Genomic DNA, 15131 nt, shown 5'->3' on the forward strand with positions numbered 1-15131 from the left:
GATCACTGCGGACGGTTGCGCCCCATGCGCTCGTGGGCCTGGGCGAACTGATCCGAGGCGAGAGCAGACATCGTTGACAGCTCCAGCCCCATACAATACGCGGTAATACACTCGGCGAACCGCATGACCTTGCCCGCTCCCGCACAGCCAAACATCCGCAGACATTCGTTCTGCTGCGGCACCCCGGTCCCCCCGCCAACCGTACCTACCACCAGACACGGAAGCGTGATACTCGCGTATATGCTCGAATCCGCCTGTAATTCAAGGTGAAAAATTCCCACAGAAGACTCGTGTACACAGGCGATATCCTGGCCGGTAGCGATAAACACACCGGCAATAGAGTTAGCAATATTGATACAGCAACCCACACTCCCTGCAGCCGCTTCCGAAGACGAAAGCAAGCGAAAGTACTTGTCCAACGCCGCGGGCTCAACTTTCAACTCGTCACGTAAAACCTGTGCCGGCAATACGCACTCCGCGGTCACTCGGATGCCCCGCCCCCGTGACAAAGTTAAACCCGTGACGCGCTTGTCACCGGAATGCCCGGTCTCAATGGCAAAGCTCTTCAGCGGCATTAGAGTGCTCTGTGCGAGTTGTGCTCGAATGTATTGGCACGCCGACCAGGTGCACGCCGTCACCATGTTCTGGCCACTGGCATCACCACAAGTGTATTCAAACGTCAGATGCACAGTACGCCCGAGCACTGAGGGTTCCAGTGCAACCAGCTCCGCATGACGGGACGCTCTCAGCGCCTGTTCTCGAATTTCTGCGGTATGTTCCTCGACCCAGCGTACGAATCTTTGTGCAGCGGCCCACCTCCACCAGAGGTACTTTTGTTTTTTGCTGCAAAAACTGCAAGCGCTCCTGTCGCGCCTGCTCCGAATACCTTCCCTTTGCAGGAACGCGTGACGCTTCATAATCAACGTCAGCAACCTTTACGTCGGCAGTAACTTCCACAGTTTAATCCTCCATATTTGAACATTTGCGTAAGGCGACCGTCGCTCGGCGGAGCTCGACCAATCTGTTCAATAGCGGGAAATTTGTCACCCGATTTTCGATCGTTCGTCCGATATATCTAAGTAGTAAGCACTATGGAAATGAGATTTGCGTCCGATTTGGACCGATAAATACAACATGCCGCTTTACCGGTAAATTACCTGCAACACGAAAAATTGGAGCGGTGGGGATGTCGAGCTTCAGCAACGATGCTGTTGCAGAGAATCTGGATAAAGTCATTCGCCGGGAATTTTCTTTGCCGACAAATGACAGGCGGATTGCAACCAGGCCTTTTTTGGATTTCGCACCATCCTGCCGCAGCGCTGTTACCGCAGTCCAGCGCGCGCTGGCACAGAGGGTGGATAGCGGAGACGTGGAAACACGCATCCGGTTTCGCGAGTATGAGCTGTTGGACAGGATATCCCGGCTACTGGGCTACAGCAGAATCGATACTTCCGGCGTATTTGATCTCAGCCACGACCTGACCCAGTGGTACGGATTCCTGCTCGCCCACGGCAGTCATGAAATGGTCAACCACCAAGGCCGCGACTCTCGCCTCATCATCTCCGGCAGATACTGCAGCTCTGTGGAGGCTTACCTTACGATGAGCTTGCTTTCCCGGCACAGCCTTACGCGAATTCCCACCCGTACTGATGGAGAAACTGACGTCGACAGGGTGATGAACTACCTTGAGAGCTGCTTTCGCCGGGGGATTGCAATCGGCGGTATTTTGCTCAGCACAGGGCAGCTTTATACCGGCGCACCCGATCCGGTAGCCGCGATATTAGAGGAGACCGACCGCTTGCGGCAGCAGTATGGCGTACTCAATCGACCGCATATACATCTGGATATTCCGTTGCACTGGCCGCTATTGCTGTTCCGGAATTACGACTTTCGCCGCAATCCCCTGGTGCTACCAGAACGCGCTTCGACCGCTATCGAATCCATTCGCGGCGCACTGGCTGCCTGCGCGCAGAGCGACAGCTGCTCCATCAATCTCGGTCGCTGGGGATATTCCCCTCTGCCGCTTTCCCTGCTGATCGTCAAGAATTACAAGCAACTGCGCCTTCTGGTGCCCGACACGGATACAACCCGACTGGAATCCAAGCCCGATTCCGGTTTTCCGCAGCGCGTTTCATCCCCGGCCAGCGCCACCAAGCTGTATAGCCTGGAGGGATTGGTCGCGTCTTTTACGGAGCTGGGAGAACACGGTCTGCAACACCTTGCCGCCGGGAGCATCGACCGCGCCTGTTACCTGAAAACCCGCTTGCAGGAATATGGCGACAACCATGTTCTGTTTCCGGGCGCCACCAGCCCGCTGGTAAGCTTCCGGCGCTATCCGACAAAGATGGGAAATGAAGCAGCGAATCATTTCAGGGAGGAAGTGCGAGCGCTACACAGTGGCAACAGTGCGCTGCTGCGGGCAAATACCATATGGCACTTCCAGCAGTTTTCGCGACGCAAGGAGAGGGGTTTGCGAACGGCGTGGCTGACGGCTGCCCACCTGATCGACGAGCGGGCGGAGAGGATGGAGCCGCTGGCGGCGGAAACAGCGGCCATGATGGACCCGCATATAACGCACGCGCACATCGACGCCTTTATCGAAACATTGCACAGGGAGACAGCATCCGGCGAACCGGTACTGAACCAGAGCAAAGTTGCCGAAGCCGACAGAGAGTACAGTTAACTGTTGGCGGGGATCTTCATCGGCGTGACATTGGTGGCGCGCGGCGCCGGCGCAATTGGCTGCGGCGCGGCCTGAGTCTGCTTGAGCAGATCTTCCAATGCACCGAGCGCGCTGTGGTTGCGCAACAACTCCTCCTCCAGCGCGCGCAGATCTGTGCGCTTGCTCTGGGTTTTCTGCTTCAACTCCGTCAGCTTGATTAGATGGCGGTTCAGCAGATGTTTTTGGTACTGCACATGCTGCTTCAGCGGCTCCAGCACCTGCTCCAGCCAACCGTCCACCGCGGAAATCATCTGGCTGTATACCCGCCCCACTTCATTGGCCAGTGTCGCTATAAAGCGCTCCGTGAGGCGGTTGCGACGGGCCAGCAACAGTTGCGGCGAACGGCGCAGCTGGGCAGCCTGCCGGTGCAGACCGCGCAGGGCCGCGCGGAAGCCGGCAACATCGAAGTGATGTTCCGCGGGATTGATATTGCTCAGGCTGGAGCGCTCATAGATCGCGTCCACCAGCCGGTTGGCCTGATCCACCTCGCGCTCCAGGTTGGCCAACTGGTGCTCCACCCCACCCATGAACCCGTCAATCGCCCGCGCCAGTCCCAGCGGGGACCAGCGCTCGTTCAGCGCATGACGGGTCTCATCAATCAGTTGCTGCAGCTGCTGGCTGGACACCGGCGCCAGCAGCGAGGCGCGCTGGCGGGAGAGCATGCGCTGGCTGGATTTCAGCGTCAGCAGTTCCTGGTGACAGTACTTGTGCTGCTCCTTGGCCGTCTGATGCAATTGCTTCAGCTCCTCGACCTGATCCGGGCTGGTACCGGCGTGACGCTTCAGGTGCTCAAGGGTGGCGCGGCCACTATTCAGCCGGCGCTTCAGCAGATCGCGGGTATCCGCCATCAGCATCAGCGCCTGGTGCAGCGAGCGGTGGTTGGCGACTTTCTGGCGGTGATCCAGCAGCCGTTGCACCAACAGCTGTTCAAAGTCCCCGAAGCGACTCTGCTGCAGCAGTATCGGATCGTGCTCGGCGCGTGCCAGCAGCGCTTTCTTGGCGGAAACGCCAACCACACTCTCCTGCGGCAGATCTAGCAGCTTGCTCACTTCCGCGCGCATCTTGCGCAGCATCTGCTCACAATCTTCGTCCGGATCGTCCCACAGAACATCGATCTTGTTCAGCAACGCCATCACTGCGGTGCCGCGGTGCTCCTTGAGCGGCACCAGATGGGTTTCCCACATGTTCAGGTCGGTGCCGCTGACACCGGCATCGGCGGAGAGCAGGAAGGCCACCGCCTGGGCACCAGGCAGCGTAGACAGGGTCAGTTCGGGCTCGTTGCCCAGTGCATTCAATCCCGGGGTATCAATGATGCGCAGGCCCTGTGCCAGCAGCGGATGCGGCAGGGAAATCAGCGCGTAGCGCCAGGCGGGGATCTGCACCAGGTTGCCGTTGCCGTCCAGGTGGCGGCGGTCGAAACCGTAGCGGGCGGCCTCTTCCGGGGTCACCGCCTTGGTGGAGGCGACTTTCATCAGAGCATCGCGGGTGGCCTCGGCGTCGTCCGGGTCGAAGTCGAAATTCACCCACTTCTGTGGAATGCGGCGGAAGCTCTCAAGACTGGTATTGGTGGCAAGCGTCTCGATGGGCAGCAGGCGCACCGAGGCCTGCTCGGTGCCGTCGCAGAGGATTTCCGTGGGGCACATGGTGGTGCGCCCGGGGCGCGACGGCAGCAGACGCTTGCCGTAGGTGTGGGACAACAGTGCGTTGATCAGCTCGGTTTTCCCGCGGGAAAACTCCCCCACCAACGCCACGGTGAACTGGTCGTCCACCAGCAGCTGGCGTGCCTGCTGAACCACCTGACGGGCACCGGCAGAGTTGGGGAAGTGCTCTTCCAGCCAATGGCTGAAGCGGCTGAACTGGGTGTCGAGGCTCTTTTTCCACCGGTCGTAATCGGCAATGTGCTGGCGCAAGGTCGCATCTTCCATGTTTAGTATTCTTATTGTTACTGCTTCGGTGTATTCAAATCATTTTCCAGTATGCCGACGGCGAGCGAAAGCCCATAACTGGCGTTTCGCGAACTGGTTGGGGTTCTTGTGCCAGCCGACGGATACCTGAAACGCAGCGAGCGAATGGCCGGCGCTCCAGCGCCGCCGGCTGTCGCAAGGCGCTTGTGCACTCGTTCTCAGGCGCTCCGTTAAAAGGGGATGTGCCAGAACAGGTTGTAAACCAGCTGCGGCATTGCGGCACTCTGGGCAAACCCCAAAAGCAGCTTGTCTGCTACCGTCAGCAGGATAAATACAAAGATCGGGCTGATGTCGATCACCCCCAGCGGCGGGATGATCTTGCGCACCGGCGCGTACACCGGCTCCAGCAACTGCCGCAGCAGAACCAATGCGGGGTTAGCGCTGTGAGGTGCGACCCAACTGACCACAATGGAAATCAGCATGCCTACAAACAGGATCGCGATCAGCGTCATCAGGCAGCCGAGCAAAGACCACAGCAGCGCCGACAGAGGGTTCAGCATACCGACACCGGCGAGAAACCCCGCCCCAAGAATCATTACCCAGCCCACCAGCAACGCGAGCACCAGTGAGGCCATATCCAGGCCGAAAAAGCCGGGGACGATCTTGCGCAGCGGACGCAACAGCGGGTTAGTAATCTTCACGATGCCCTGGGAAATGGGATTGTAAAAATCCGCCCGCGCCAGCTGCAGCATGAAGCGCAGCAGCACCGCAAACAGATACAGGATGCCGAGGGTGGCGAGAATGAATACGCCGATATTGCTGAAGGTGCTGACCATCAATAGTCCTTGTTCGCGGGCTGTTAAAAAAGGCCGGGATGACCTTCTTCAACAGCCTGTTAGTTATCCAGTTCTTGTGCCATTTCCGCCGCGCGCGCGGCGCAGTCGCCCATCGCCTGCGCAACCAGCTGCGGCAGGCCGCCCTCCTGAAAGCGCTTGATCGCGCGCTCAGTGGTGCCATTCGGCGACATAACGTTGCGCTTCAGTTGCGCGACGTCCACCTGGCTTGCCACCGCAAGTTTCGCCGCGCCCAGTGCGGTTTGCAAGGTTAGGCGCTCGGCGTCGGCGCGCTTCATGCCGGCCTTCTCCGCCGCGTCGATCATGGATTCCATAAACTGGAAATAGTAGGCGGGGCCGGAGCCGGACACCGCGATCACCTGATCGATACCGGATTCCTCCTCCACCCACAGGGCGATGCCCACCGCATCCGCCATCTGTGTGGCGACGGATCTGTGCTCACTGGTGACGCCTTCGCCCGCGTATAGGCCGGTCACGCCGGTGCCCACCAGCGCCGGGGTATTCGGCATGGCGCGAATGATCGGCACGCCGGCACCCAGCCAGCGCTGGTAGGCGGCGAGTGGAATACCCGCCGCCAGGGTAATCACCAGGGGTTTGCGAACGCTCACATCGGCCGCGATGGACTCGCACACATCCTTCATTCCCTGCGGCTTGACCGACAGCACGATGACGTCGGCGTCGCGAATGGCGATGTGGTTATCGGTACTGCCGCGCACACCAGTGCGCGCGACAAAGTCGCGCAGCTTCTGCTCATCGCGGCCGGTCGCCATGATGTTGTCCGCGGGGTATCCACTGGCCACCATGCCGCCGATCACCGCGCCGGCCATATTCCCCGCGCCGCCGATAAAAACCATTCTGTGTTGAGACATCGCTGACTCCTTGTGAATTCACGCTTTCAATACACCGCAGTACGCGGCCGCTATTTCCTGGCACCGAAGATGTCCGTGCCGATACGCACTATAGTGGCACCACTGAATATTGCCGCCTCCATATCCCCGGACATCCCCATGGACAGGGTATCCAGCGGCTGCTCCGGTAACTGTCGCTGCAACGCCTCCAGCAGCGCCGCCAACCGCCGGAACGGAACCCGCTGATCCTCGTTCTCTCCACGCGGCGCCGGAATCGCCATCAGCCCCCGCAGCCGCAGGTTTGGCAGCTCCGCCACCGCCGCCGCCAGTGCCGGCAGCGCCTCCGGGGCCACGCCGGACTTGCTGTCTTCCCCGTCGATATTGACCTGCAGACAGACATTCAGAGGCGGCAGCGCGCCCGGGCGCTGTTCCGACAGGCGTCTCGCCACCTTGAGGCGGTCCACGGTGTGCAGCCAGTGAAAATGCGTCGCCACATCCCGGGTCTTGTTGGACTGCAGCGGGCCGATGAAATGCCACACGATATCCAGGTCAGTCAGCGCCTCCTGTTTCTCCAGCGCTTCCTGCAGATAATTCTCTCCGAAATGCCGCTGACCGGCGGCAAACGCCGCGCGCAAGTCCGCCGCCGGACGGGTTTTCGACACCGCCAGCAGGGTTACAGCATCCGCCTTGCGGTCACAAAACCGGCAGGCTGTGACGATCCGCTCAGTCACGGAATTGAGGTTTTCGGCGATAGACCCTTTGCGCATATACTGGGACCCAAATTTTGCTCGGCGGGCATTCTATGCGCTCACTGCGCCCGCGTCATATCGACAAGAGTAAGTTAAGAGAACAATAAAGGTAGCAGTATGGACATTACAGAACTCCTCGCCTTCAGCGCCAAGCAGAACGCCTCCGACTTGCACCTCTCCGCCGGCCTGCCGCCCATGATCCGGGTCGACGGCGACGTCCGCCGCATCAACCTGCCGCCCATGGAGCACAAGCAGGTGCACGGCCTGATCTACGAGATCATGAACGACAAGCAGCGCAAGGATTACGAAGAGTTCCTCGAGACCGACTTCTCCTTCGAAGTCCCCGGCGTCGCCCGCTTCCGGGTCAACGCCTTCAACCACAACCGCGGCGCCGGCGCCGTATTCCGGACCATTCCCTCCAAGGTGCTCACCATGGAAGACCTGGGAATGGGCCAAGTGTTCAAACAGATCTCCGACACCCCACGCGGCCTGGTCCTCGTCACCGGCCCTACCGGCTCCGGTAAGTCCACCACCCTCGCCGCGATGATCGACTACATCAACGACAACAAGTACGAACACATCCTCACCATCGAAGACCCGATCGAATTCGTACACGAATCGAAAAAGTGCCTGGTCAACCAGCGGGAAGTCCACCGCGACACCCACGGCTTCTCCGAAGCCCTGCGCTCCGCACTGCGTGAAGACCCCGACATCATCCTCGTCGGCGAGATGCGCGACCTCGAAACCATCCGCCTCGCCCTCACCGCCGCCGAAACCGGCCACCTCGTCTTCGGCACCCTGCACACCACCTCCGCCGCCAAAACCATCGACCGTGTGGTGGACGTATTCCCCGCGCAGGAAAAGTCCATGGTGCGCTCCATGCTCTCCGAATCCCTGCAGGCAGTAATCTCTCAGACCCTGCTCAAGCGCAACGGCGGCGGCCGCGTCGCCGCCCACGAAATCATGCGCGGCACCCCCGCCATCCGTAACCTAATCCGCGAAGACAAAATCGCGCAGATGTACTCCGCCATCCAGACCGGCGCCAGCGTCGGCATGCAGACCATGGACCAGTGCCTGCAGGACCTGGTGGAACGGCGCATCGTCAGCCGTGAAGTGGCGCGTGAGAAGGCGAAGATGCCGGAGAACTTCTGAGGAAGTTTTCCAGCGACGGAAAGACTGGATCCCGGCTCAAGGCCGGGATGACGAAGAGAAAAATTAACCAAGTCGAAAGCTATACGGCTTACGAAGTACAAAAACCCGAATTGAAGGCCGGGTGCCGGGTTCGGGTTTTCAGGATCGTCGGCAACAGGGAAGTTGCCGACGAAGCGTACAGGGATGTATTCACAGCGGTCCTGAAAACCCGAACCCGGTGCCCGGCCGCCACCGGACCTGCTAAAAAGGACCCCGGGCAATAGAACAACCCAAAGTGGTGCTAAAAAATGGAAATCGAACGACTCCTACAACTGGTGACTGAAAAAGGCGCATCCGACCTGTTCATCACCGCCGGTGTGCCCGCCTCCATCAAACTGCACGGCAAAATCGTCCCCGTCAGCACCACCGCGCTCACCCCCGAAAAAGCCCGCGAACTCGTCATCGGCATCATGAACGAGCGGCAGAAAAAAGAGTTCATCGAAAGCAAAGAACTCAACTTCGCCATCTCCCTGCGCAACGTCGGCCGCTTCCGGGTCTCCGCCTTCTTCCAGCGCAACCTCGTCGGCATGGTGCTGCGCCGCATCGAAACCAAAATCCCCACCATTGACGGACTCGGCCTGCCCGAGCAGCTCAAAGAACTGGCCATGACCAAGCGCGGCCTCATCATCTTCGTTGGCGCCACCGGTACCGGTAAATCCACCTCCCTCGCCTCCATGATCGGCCACCGCAACGAGCACTCCAAGGGTCATATCATCTCCATCGAAGACCCCATCGAGTTTATCCACCAGCACCGCGGCTGTATCGTCACCCAGCGCGAAGTCGGCCTCGACACCGACTCCTTCGAGACCGCCCTGAAAAACACCCTGCGCCAGGCCCCCGACGTCATCCTCATCGGCGAGGTGCGCTCGCGCGAAACCATGGACCACGCCATCGCCTTCGCCGAAACCGGCCACCTGTGCCTGTGCACCCTGCACGCCAACAACGCCAACCAGGCGCTGGACCGCATCATCCACTTCTTCCCCGCCGACCGGCACCAGCAGCTGTGGATGGACCTGTCACTGAACCTGCGCGCCATGGTTGCCCAGCAGCTGGTACCGACCCCGGACGGCGACGGCCGCCGCGCCTGTCTCGAGATCATGATCAACACCCCGCTGATGTCGGATCTCATCCGCAAGGGCGAAGTGCACAAAATGAAGGAACTGATGAAGCGCTCCGTGGAACAGGGCATGCAGACCTTCGACCAGGCGTTGTACGAACTCTACGACCGCGGCGAGATCACCTATGAAGACGCGCTGTCGCACGCCGACTCCGCCAACGACCTGCGCCTGATGATCAAGCTCAAGTCCGAGTCCGACGCCGAGTACCTCAACAGCGCCGCCGACGAACTGAGCCTCGCCAGCGATACCGATGGCGGCGGCGGCCCGCGCATTTACTGAAACATTTCCCTGTAGGAGCTTGCTTGCAAGCGAACAATGGCCATACCGCAAGCAGCCATCCCTGGGGCAGATTCCGGCCCGGCCATCCTTGGCCGGGCGCCCGAGAGAGCAGCGAGCAGCACTCGCTTTACACTCTCCCGGGCCCTGCAAGCAGGCTCCTACAAAGCGACATACAGGAACCTCCCGTGAAATTTCTGGAACTGGAAGTCCGCACCGCCCTCGTCGTACACGGCTACGACGAGAACAATCGCGAAATTGTGGAAAAGGTCGATGAGCCAGAATTCATGACCAAATTGATTGCGCCAACCCGCATCCAGTCCATCAGCGAGCAGTATCTGCTGGTCACAGGCTCCCACGGCCGCATCATGTACTGGGAATACCGCGGCAGCATGGACGAATTGCGCGGGCGCCTGGCGGAGGCGGGGTTGATGTTGCCGTGAAACCGATTGCCCTGATCACCGGCGGCAGCCGCGGAATTGGCGCCGCTACCGCCAGACTACTGGCCGCAAAAGGCTACGACCTCTGCATAAGTTATCGACAAAGAGCAGTTGAAGCACAGAGCGTGCTGGAGACGTGTGGCGCCTTGGGAGCAAAGGCCATTGCAGTGCAGGCGGATATTTCCCGGGAAGAGGACGTGGAGCGGCTGTTTGTGGAAGTCGATCGGCGGTTGGGGATGCTCACCGCGCTGGTCAACAACGCCGGCATGCTGATGGCGCAGACGCGGGTGGAACACATGACCGCCGAGCGTATCAACCGCATTCTGCAGACCAATATCACCGGAACCCTGCTCTGTTGCCGGGAGGCCATCCGGCGTATGTCCACCGGAAATGGTGGTCGCGGCGGCACCATCGTCAATGTATCCTCCGGTGCGGCGCGCAGCGGATCGCCCTACGAGTACATAGACTATGCCGCCAGCAAAGGCGCCGTCGATACACTGACCATCGGTCTCAGCAAGGAAGTTGCCAGCCAGGGAATCCGGGTCAACGCTGTGCGCCCGGGATTTATTGCCACCGAAATGCACGCCGACGGCGGCGAACCCGGCCGCTTGGCGCGGTTGGCACCGCGCATTCCACTGGCGCGCGGCGGACAACCCGAAGAAGTCGCATCGGCAATCGCCTGGCTGCTCGATGAAGCCACTTACTCCACCGGTACATTTGTCGATGTAACCGGCGGGCTCTGAACTGGAAATTTACAATGACGCTCATCAGTGCGCTGGCACTTTTCGGAACCATGGTCGTTCTCGCGGTGATTCCCGGCCCCGGAGTACTCGCGGTGGTCGCGCGCTCGGTCAGCGGTGGTGTGCTTCACGGGGTATTGACGTCAGTAGGTATCGTGCTCGGCGATTATGTGTTTATCGCTCTGTGCCTGTCAGGGCTCGCTTATATTGCGGACGCAATGGGCAGTGCCTTTGTCGTGTTGAAATTTCTCGGCGCTGCCTACTTGGTGTGGATGGGATTCAGTCTTATATGCGCCCGTCGCAAGACCAATACCCAGCCGGCTACGGAAATACAGAGTTCGCGCTATGGCAGCCTGCTACTCGGTCTTACCACCACTCTGGGCAACCCCAAGGCAATTCTGTTTTACCTGAGTTTCTTTCCGGCATTTCTGCCTATGCATGACATCGGTGTGATGGACGCTGTCACCATATTGGTGGTAACCGCCCTCGCTGTTGGCGGCGTTATGCTGATCTATGTATGGATCACCGTACGCGCCAAAAAAATATTGCAAAATAAACCCGAAAACCGCTCACTGAACCTGTTCGGCGGCAGTATTCTGATTGCCAGTGGAGTCTGGATGGCGGTGCGCAGTAGCTGACGGGAAACCTGACCCAACCTCAGGCCATTTCCGACAGCAGTGATTTGATGCGCCCCAGAAGGCGTCGGGACACCGCCGGCTCCAGCGGAACACCGCGCAAGCTCACCCGATAACCGTCGCTGGTTTTTTGCAGGCCGGTGATGTAATCCTGTGCCACTATCGCGTTGCGATGCACCCGTACAAAGCGCTCGCCGAATTCCGCCTCCAGCTCTTTAAGAGATTCGTCCAGCAGTGTCTCACCACCGCTGTGGTGGGCGATCACGTATTTATCTTCGGCAATAAAGCAGCGGATGTCATCCACGTCCAATAACTGTACGCCGCGGCGGCTTACCGCCTTGATCTGGCGGCGGCCGCTGGCGGGTGGCGGCTCTGATTGCGGCGTGTGCGTATGCAGTGCCTGACGCTGCGGTTTGCTCAGTCTTCGCGCCTGGGCAATCGCCTGTGCCAGTTGCTCCACACTGACGGGCTTGAGCAGGTAACCCGATGGAGCAACCGCAAAGGCAGGGAGCGCAAACTCGTCGTGGGCGGTGCAGAAAATGATCGCGGGTGGATTGGGGCGGGCGGTGATCTGTGCGGCGAGTTGGAGCCCGTTTTCTCCGGGCATTTCGATATCCAGTAACAACAGGTCCGGGTCGAGTGAATCCAGCTGTTGTAACGCGCTTTCCCCATCGGCAGCTTCTCCCAGCAGTTGGCAACCATCAATAGTCTGCAACTGTCGGGCCAGTCTGGCCCGCGCCAGCGGTTCGTCGTCGACGATCAGCACCCCCAGCGGGCTTTCAGCGGCGCTCATCGGGCCACCTCTTTCATTGCTGGAGTGGTTGCTGGCTCAGTTATTCTGGCGTTCGTCGTGGAAGGCGTAGTGCTCAGCGGCAGCCGCAATTCCACGCGGTACTCTTTACCGTGTTCCCCGTCGCGCGCTTCCGCACTGAAGCGGAAGCGGTCGCCGTAAAACGCACTGAGACGCTGGCGAACATTTTCCATCGCCATGCCGTTGCCGGTGCTCACACCGGGAGTGTTTTCCGTCTCAGGTTTTGATTCGGAAACTGCAATAGGATTCTGAATCGACAATAGCAGCTCGCGCGCGCTGCTGCCAATGACATTTTGACGACCGGCATGATTCTGGCGAATCGCAATTTCTATTTTGCCACCATGGCGCAGACGGGCCACGCCGTGCAGTACCGCATTTTCCAACAGTGGCTGCAGCAGCATGGAGGGCAGCTGCGCCTGCGGCGGCATCTCATCAATCTGCCACTCCTGTTGCAGACGGTCTCCAAGACGCAGGGATTCAATTTCGAGATAGCGCCGGGCCAGCGCAACTTCCTGCTCCAGAGGAACCAGCTTTGAGTCCGCGAGTGACGCGCGAAACAGTGCGGCCAGATCTTCCACCAGCTTTTCCGCACGCGGCGCGTCCACTGCGATAAGGCTGGCGAGACTGTTCATGCTGTTGAACAGGAAGTGCGGGCGAATACGCGACTGCAGTGCCTCGATACGCGCGCCCAGTTCCGCCTGCTGCTGGTTGTGCAGCTGCTGTTGCACATACGCATAGCGCAGCACCACACCCGCACATATCGCGCCGACGAGGAAGTTGGACAGCAGGCCCCAGTCATCGATCGCCCTCCCCTCCATATCCGCTACCCACCAGTGCTGCGCCAGCAGCACCGCCAGCAATACCGCGAGCACGGTGGAATAGCTGAGCGCGGCGGCGACCTTGTGGGAGAGACGCGCGAGACGCGGGCGCAACCGGCACAGGATGGCAGCCGCGGGCAGGATCACCCACTGCACGGTGAGAGACACCAGCCCCAGGCGCTGCCAGTTGAACGGGTGGAGCCCGTCGGTGGCCAGTACCAGCACCAGCGCCAACAGCTCGCCCATCAGGACGAGAGAGGCCACACCGGTCACGCCGCACAGATCGGGGAGGAAATGCGGGGGGCTGCAGGATTCCGGGCACGCAGAATCTTTGCCTGCAGGGGCAATTTCGTGAACTTGCTGCGCTATAATGCCCGCCGCTTGCGCGGGCCGGGATGATGTCATAACACCTTATCTTTATTTTGGGCTCGCTCTGAGACGGTGAAGATACCGCCATCAAACGCGCAGTTCTACCACCGGGTCGACATCCCAATCCACACACACCAGAGGCAGCATGAGTAACGACAATTCCTCCGCAAACAGTGCACAGAACCCTGCAGCGAAGCTCTGGGGCGGCCGCTTCAGCGAGGCCACCGACGCCTTCGTGGAGCGCTTCACCGCCTCGGTGATGTTCGACCAGCGCATGGGCCTTGAGGATATCCAGGGTTCTCTGGCCCACGCGCAGATGCTGTCGGAAGTGGGTGTGCTCACCGCGGACGAATTCCAGCAGATCGCAGACGGACTCAACGCCATTGCCGAGGAGATCAAGGCCGGCGAATTCCCCTGGTCGGTGGAACTCGAAGATGTGCATATGAACATCGAATCCCGACTCACCCAGCGCATCGGCGCTACCGGCAAGAAGCTGCACACTGGCCGCTCGCGCAACGACCAGGTGGCCACGGACATCCGCCTGTGGCTGCGCAACCGCATCGACCAGATCGCTTCCGAACTGACCCGCCTGCAAACCGGCCTGGTGGATCTCGCCGAGCAGAATGCCGACACCATCATGCCCGGCTTCACCCACTTGCAGAGTGCGCAGCCGGTCACCTTCGGCCATCACCTGCTGGCCTGGAACGAGATGCTGACCCGCGACTACGAGCGCCTCATGGACTGCCGCAAGCGTGTCAACCGCTCGCCGCTGGGCGCGGCGGCGCTGGCCGGCACCAGCTACCCGATCAACCGCGCCCGCACCGCCGAGCTGCTGGGCTTCGACGCGCCCACCGAGAACTCCCTGGACTCCGTCAGCGACCGCGACTTCGCCATCGAATTCTGCGCCTTCTCCGCGCTGCTGATGACGCACCTGTCCCGCGCCAGCGAGGAGCTGGTGCTGTGGACCTCCAGCCAGTTCGATTTCATCGACCTGCCCGACCGCTTCTGCACCGGTTCCTCCATCATGCCGCAGAAGAAAAACCCGGACGTGCCGGAACTGGTGCGCGGCAAGACCGGCCGCGTCAACGGCCACCTGATCGCGCTGCTCACCCTGATGAAGAGCCAGCCGCTGGCCTATAACAAGGACAATCAGGAAGACAAAGAGCCGCTGTTCGACGCCGCCGACACTGTGCTCGACTGCCTGCGCGCCTTCGCGGATATGGCGCCGGCGCTGAAGCCAAAGAAAGAAAACATGTACGCCGCCGCCGGCAAGGGTTTCTCCACCGCCACCGATCTGGCCGACTACCTGGTGCGCAAGGGCGTCGCCTTCCGCGATGCCCACGAGATCGTCGGCCATTCCGTGGCGTTTGCCATCGAACAGAACTGCGATCTGGCCGAGCTGAGCCTGGCGCAGCTGCAGCAGTTCTCCTCCGCGATCGGCGAGGATGTGTTTGACGTGCTCACCCTCGAAGGCTCCGTCGCCGCCCGCGACCACATCGGCGGCACCGCGCCGAACCAGGTGCGCGCGGCCTGTGCGCGCGCGCGCAAACTGCTCGGCGCACGCTGATCCGTAATTTCCTTGTAGGGCCCGTGAGAGCGTGGCGCGAGCACTGCTCGCTGCTCTCACGGGCGCCCGGCCAGGGATGGCCGGGTCGG

At 60.5% G+C, this 15131-nt stretch carries 14 protein-coding genes; 7 read left to right on the plus strand and 7 right to left on the minus strand.

Annotation, left to right across the window (positions count from 1 at the left end; genetic code table 11):
- Nucleotides 1-2: 2 nt before the first annotated feature.
- Nucleotides 3-917, minus strand: coding sequence for a hypothetical protein (locus GNX18_RS12750; protein WP_240914375.1), 915 nt, complete (start codon nt 915-917; stop codon nt 3-5).
- Nucleotides 918-982: 65 nt separating this feature from the next.
- Here GNX18_RS12750 and GNX18_RS12755 point away from each other — a divergent pair, with 65 nt between their 5' ends.
- Nucleotides 983-2683 (plus strand): hypothetical protein, encoded by a 1701-nt coding sequence (locus GNX18_RS12755; RefSeq protein WP_166218574.1) that lies wholly within the window; start codon nt 983-985, stop codon nt 2681-2683.
- On the opposite strand, the gene GNX18_RS12760 is transcribed toward GNX18_RS12755, so the two are convergent.
- From GNX18_RS12760 to GNX18_RS12775, 4 genes are all read right to left on the minus strand, one after another.
- A complete protein-coding gene (locus tag GNX18_RS12760; RefSeq protein WP_166218576.1) occupies nt 2680-4647 on the minus strand; it encodes a dynamin family protein in 1968 nt (655 codons plus the stop codon). The two genes, GNX18_RS12755 and GNX18_RS12760, sit on opposite strands and share 4 nt — an antisense overlap.
- A 209-nt stretch (nt 4648-4856) precedes the next feature.
- Nucleotides 4857-5462, minus strand: a complete 606-nt coding sequence (locus tag GNX18_RS12765; RefSeq protein ID WP_138237091.1) for a YggT family protein — start codon at nt 5460-5462, stop codon at nt 4857-4859.
- Between the two features lie 59 nt (nt 5463-5521).
- Complete coding sequence (proC, locus tag GNX18_RS12770) at nt 5522-6349, minus strand: pyrroline-5-carboxylate reductase (protein WP_240914004.1); 828 nt, start codon at nt 6347-6349, stop codon at nt 5522-5524.
- Nucleotides 6350-6399: 50 nt separating this feature from the next.
- Nucleotides 6400-7095, minus strand: coding sequence for a YggS family pyridoxal phosphate-dependent enzyme (locus GNX18_RS12775; RefSeq protein ID WP_166218578.1), 696 nt, complete (start codon nt 7093-7095; stop codon nt 6400-6402).
- Nucleotides 7096-7194: 99 nt separating this feature from the next.
- Between GNX18_RS12775 and GNX18_RS12780 the strand changes: the two genes are divergently transcribed.
- The 5 genes from GNX18_RS12780 to GNX18_RS12800 all read left to right on the plus strand — a co-directional run bounded on the left by GNX18_RS12780 (nt 7195) and on the right by GNX18_RS12800 (nt 11480).
- Complete coding sequence (locus GNX18_RS12780; protein WP_138237093.1) at nt 7195-8229, plus strand: type IV pilus twitching motility protein PilT; 1035 nt, start codon at nt 7195-7197, stop codon at nt 8227-8229.
- A gap of 287 nt (nt 8230-8516) precedes the next feature.
- The gene (locus GNX18_RS12785; protein WP_166218580.1) at nt 8517-9665 is read left to right on the plus strand and encodes a PilT/PilU family type 4a pilus ATPase; all 1149 of its coding nucleotides are present in this window, start codon (nt 8517-8519) and stop codon (nt 9663-9665) included.
- Between the two features lie 185 nt (nt 9666-9850).
- On the plus strand, nt 9851-10105 hold the full coding sequence (locus GNX18_RS12790; protein WP_166218582.1) for a hypothetical protein: 255 nt from the start codon (nt 9851-9853) through the stop codon (nt 10103-10105).
- Nucleotides 10102-10845: an SDR family oxidoreductase gene (locus GNX18_RS12795; RefSeq protein ID WP_166218584.1), complete on the plus strand. Its 744-nt coding sequence runs from the start codon at nt 10102-10104 to the stop codon at nt 10843-10845. Before GNX18_RS12790 ends, GNX18_RS12795 begins: the two co-directional genes overlap by 4 nt.
- Nucleotides 10846-10859: 14 nt before the next feature.
- Nucleotides 10860-11480, plus strand: a complete 621-nt coding sequence (locus GNX18_RS12800; RefSeq protein ID WP_166218586.1) for a LysE family translocator — start codon at nt 10860-10862, stop codon at nt 11478-11480.
- Between the two features lie 19 nt (nt 11481-11499).
- Here the strand turns inward: GNX18_RS12800 and GNX18_RS12805 are convergent, their stop codons facing one another.
- Nucleotides 11500-12270: a LytTR family DNA-binding domain-containing protein gene (locus GNX18_RS12805; protein ID WP_138237098.1), complete on the minus strand. Its 771-nt coding sequence runs from the start codon at nt 12268-12270 to the stop codon at nt 11500-11502.
- A complete protein-coding gene (locus GNX18_RS12810; protein ID WP_240914005.1) occupies nt 12267-13370 on the minus strand; it encodes a sensor histidine kinase in 1104 nt (367 codons plus the stop codon). The genes GNX18_RS12805 and GNX18_RS12810 overlap by 4 nt, the downstream gene beginning before the upstream one ends.
- Before the next feature lie 250 nt (nt 13371-13620).
- Here GNX18_RS12810 and argH point away from each other — a divergent pair, with 250 nt between their 5' ends.
- Entirely contained in the window at nt 13621-15042 is a 1422-nt protein-coding gene (gene argH, locus GNX18_RS12815; protein ID WP_166218590.1) for an argininosuccinate lyase, read from the plus strand.
- The last annotated feature ends 89 nt before the right edge of the window (nt 15043-15131 follow it).

It is taken from the genome of Microbulbifer sp. SH-1 (genome assembly GCF_011326135.1).
GTDB classification, from domain to species: domain Bacteria; phylum Pseudomonadota; class Gammaproteobacteria; order Pseudomonadales; family Cellvibrionaceae; genus Microbulbifer; species Microbulbifer harenosus.

What these genes read in the sequence shown, in the direction of transcription:
- GNX18_RS12780 (WP_138237093.1), top strand. Translation starts at nt 7,195, where the DNA reads ATGGACATTACAGAACTCCTCGCCTTCAGCGCCAAGCAGAACGCCTCC.
- argH (WP_166218590.1), top strand. Translation starts at nt 13,621, where the DNA reads ATGAGTAACGACAATTCCTCCGCAAACAGTGCACAGAACCCTGCAGCG.
- GNX18_RS12775 (WP_166218578.1), bottom strand. Translation starts at nt 7,095, where the DNA reads ATGCGCAAAGGGTCTATCGCCGAAAACCTCAATTCCGTGACTGAGCGG.
- GNX18_RS12785 (WP_166218580.1), top strand. Translation starts at nt 8,517, where the DNA reads ATGGAAATCGAACGACTCCTACAACTGGTGACTGAAAAAGGCGCATCC.
- GNX18_RS12800 (WP_166218586.1), top strand. Translation starts at nt 10,860, where the DNA reads ATGACGCTCATCAGTGCGCTGGCACTTTTCGGAACCATGGTCGTTCTC.
- GNX18_RS12750 (WP_240914375.1), bottom strand. Translation starts at nt 917, where the DNA reads ATGAAGCGTCACGCGTTCCTGCAAAGGGAAGGTATTCGGAGCAGGCGC.
- GNX18_RS12760 (WP_166218576.1), bottom strand. Translation starts at nt 4,647, where the DNA reads ATGGAAGATGCGACCTTGCGCCAGCACATTGCCGATTACGACCGGTGG.
- GNX18_RS12765 (WP_138237091.1), bottom strand. Translation starts at nt 5,462, where the DNA reads ATGGTCAGCACCTTCAGCAATATCGGCGTATTCATTCTCGCCACCCTC.
- GNX18_RS12805 (WP_138237098.1), bottom strand. Translation starts at nt 12,270, where the DNA reads ATGAGCGCCGCTGAAAGCCCGCTGGGGGTGCTGATCGTCGACGACGAA.
- proC (WP_240914004.1), bottom strand. Translation starts at nt 6,349, where the DNA reads ATGTCTCAACACAGAATGGTTTTTATCGGCGGCGCGGGGAATATGGCC.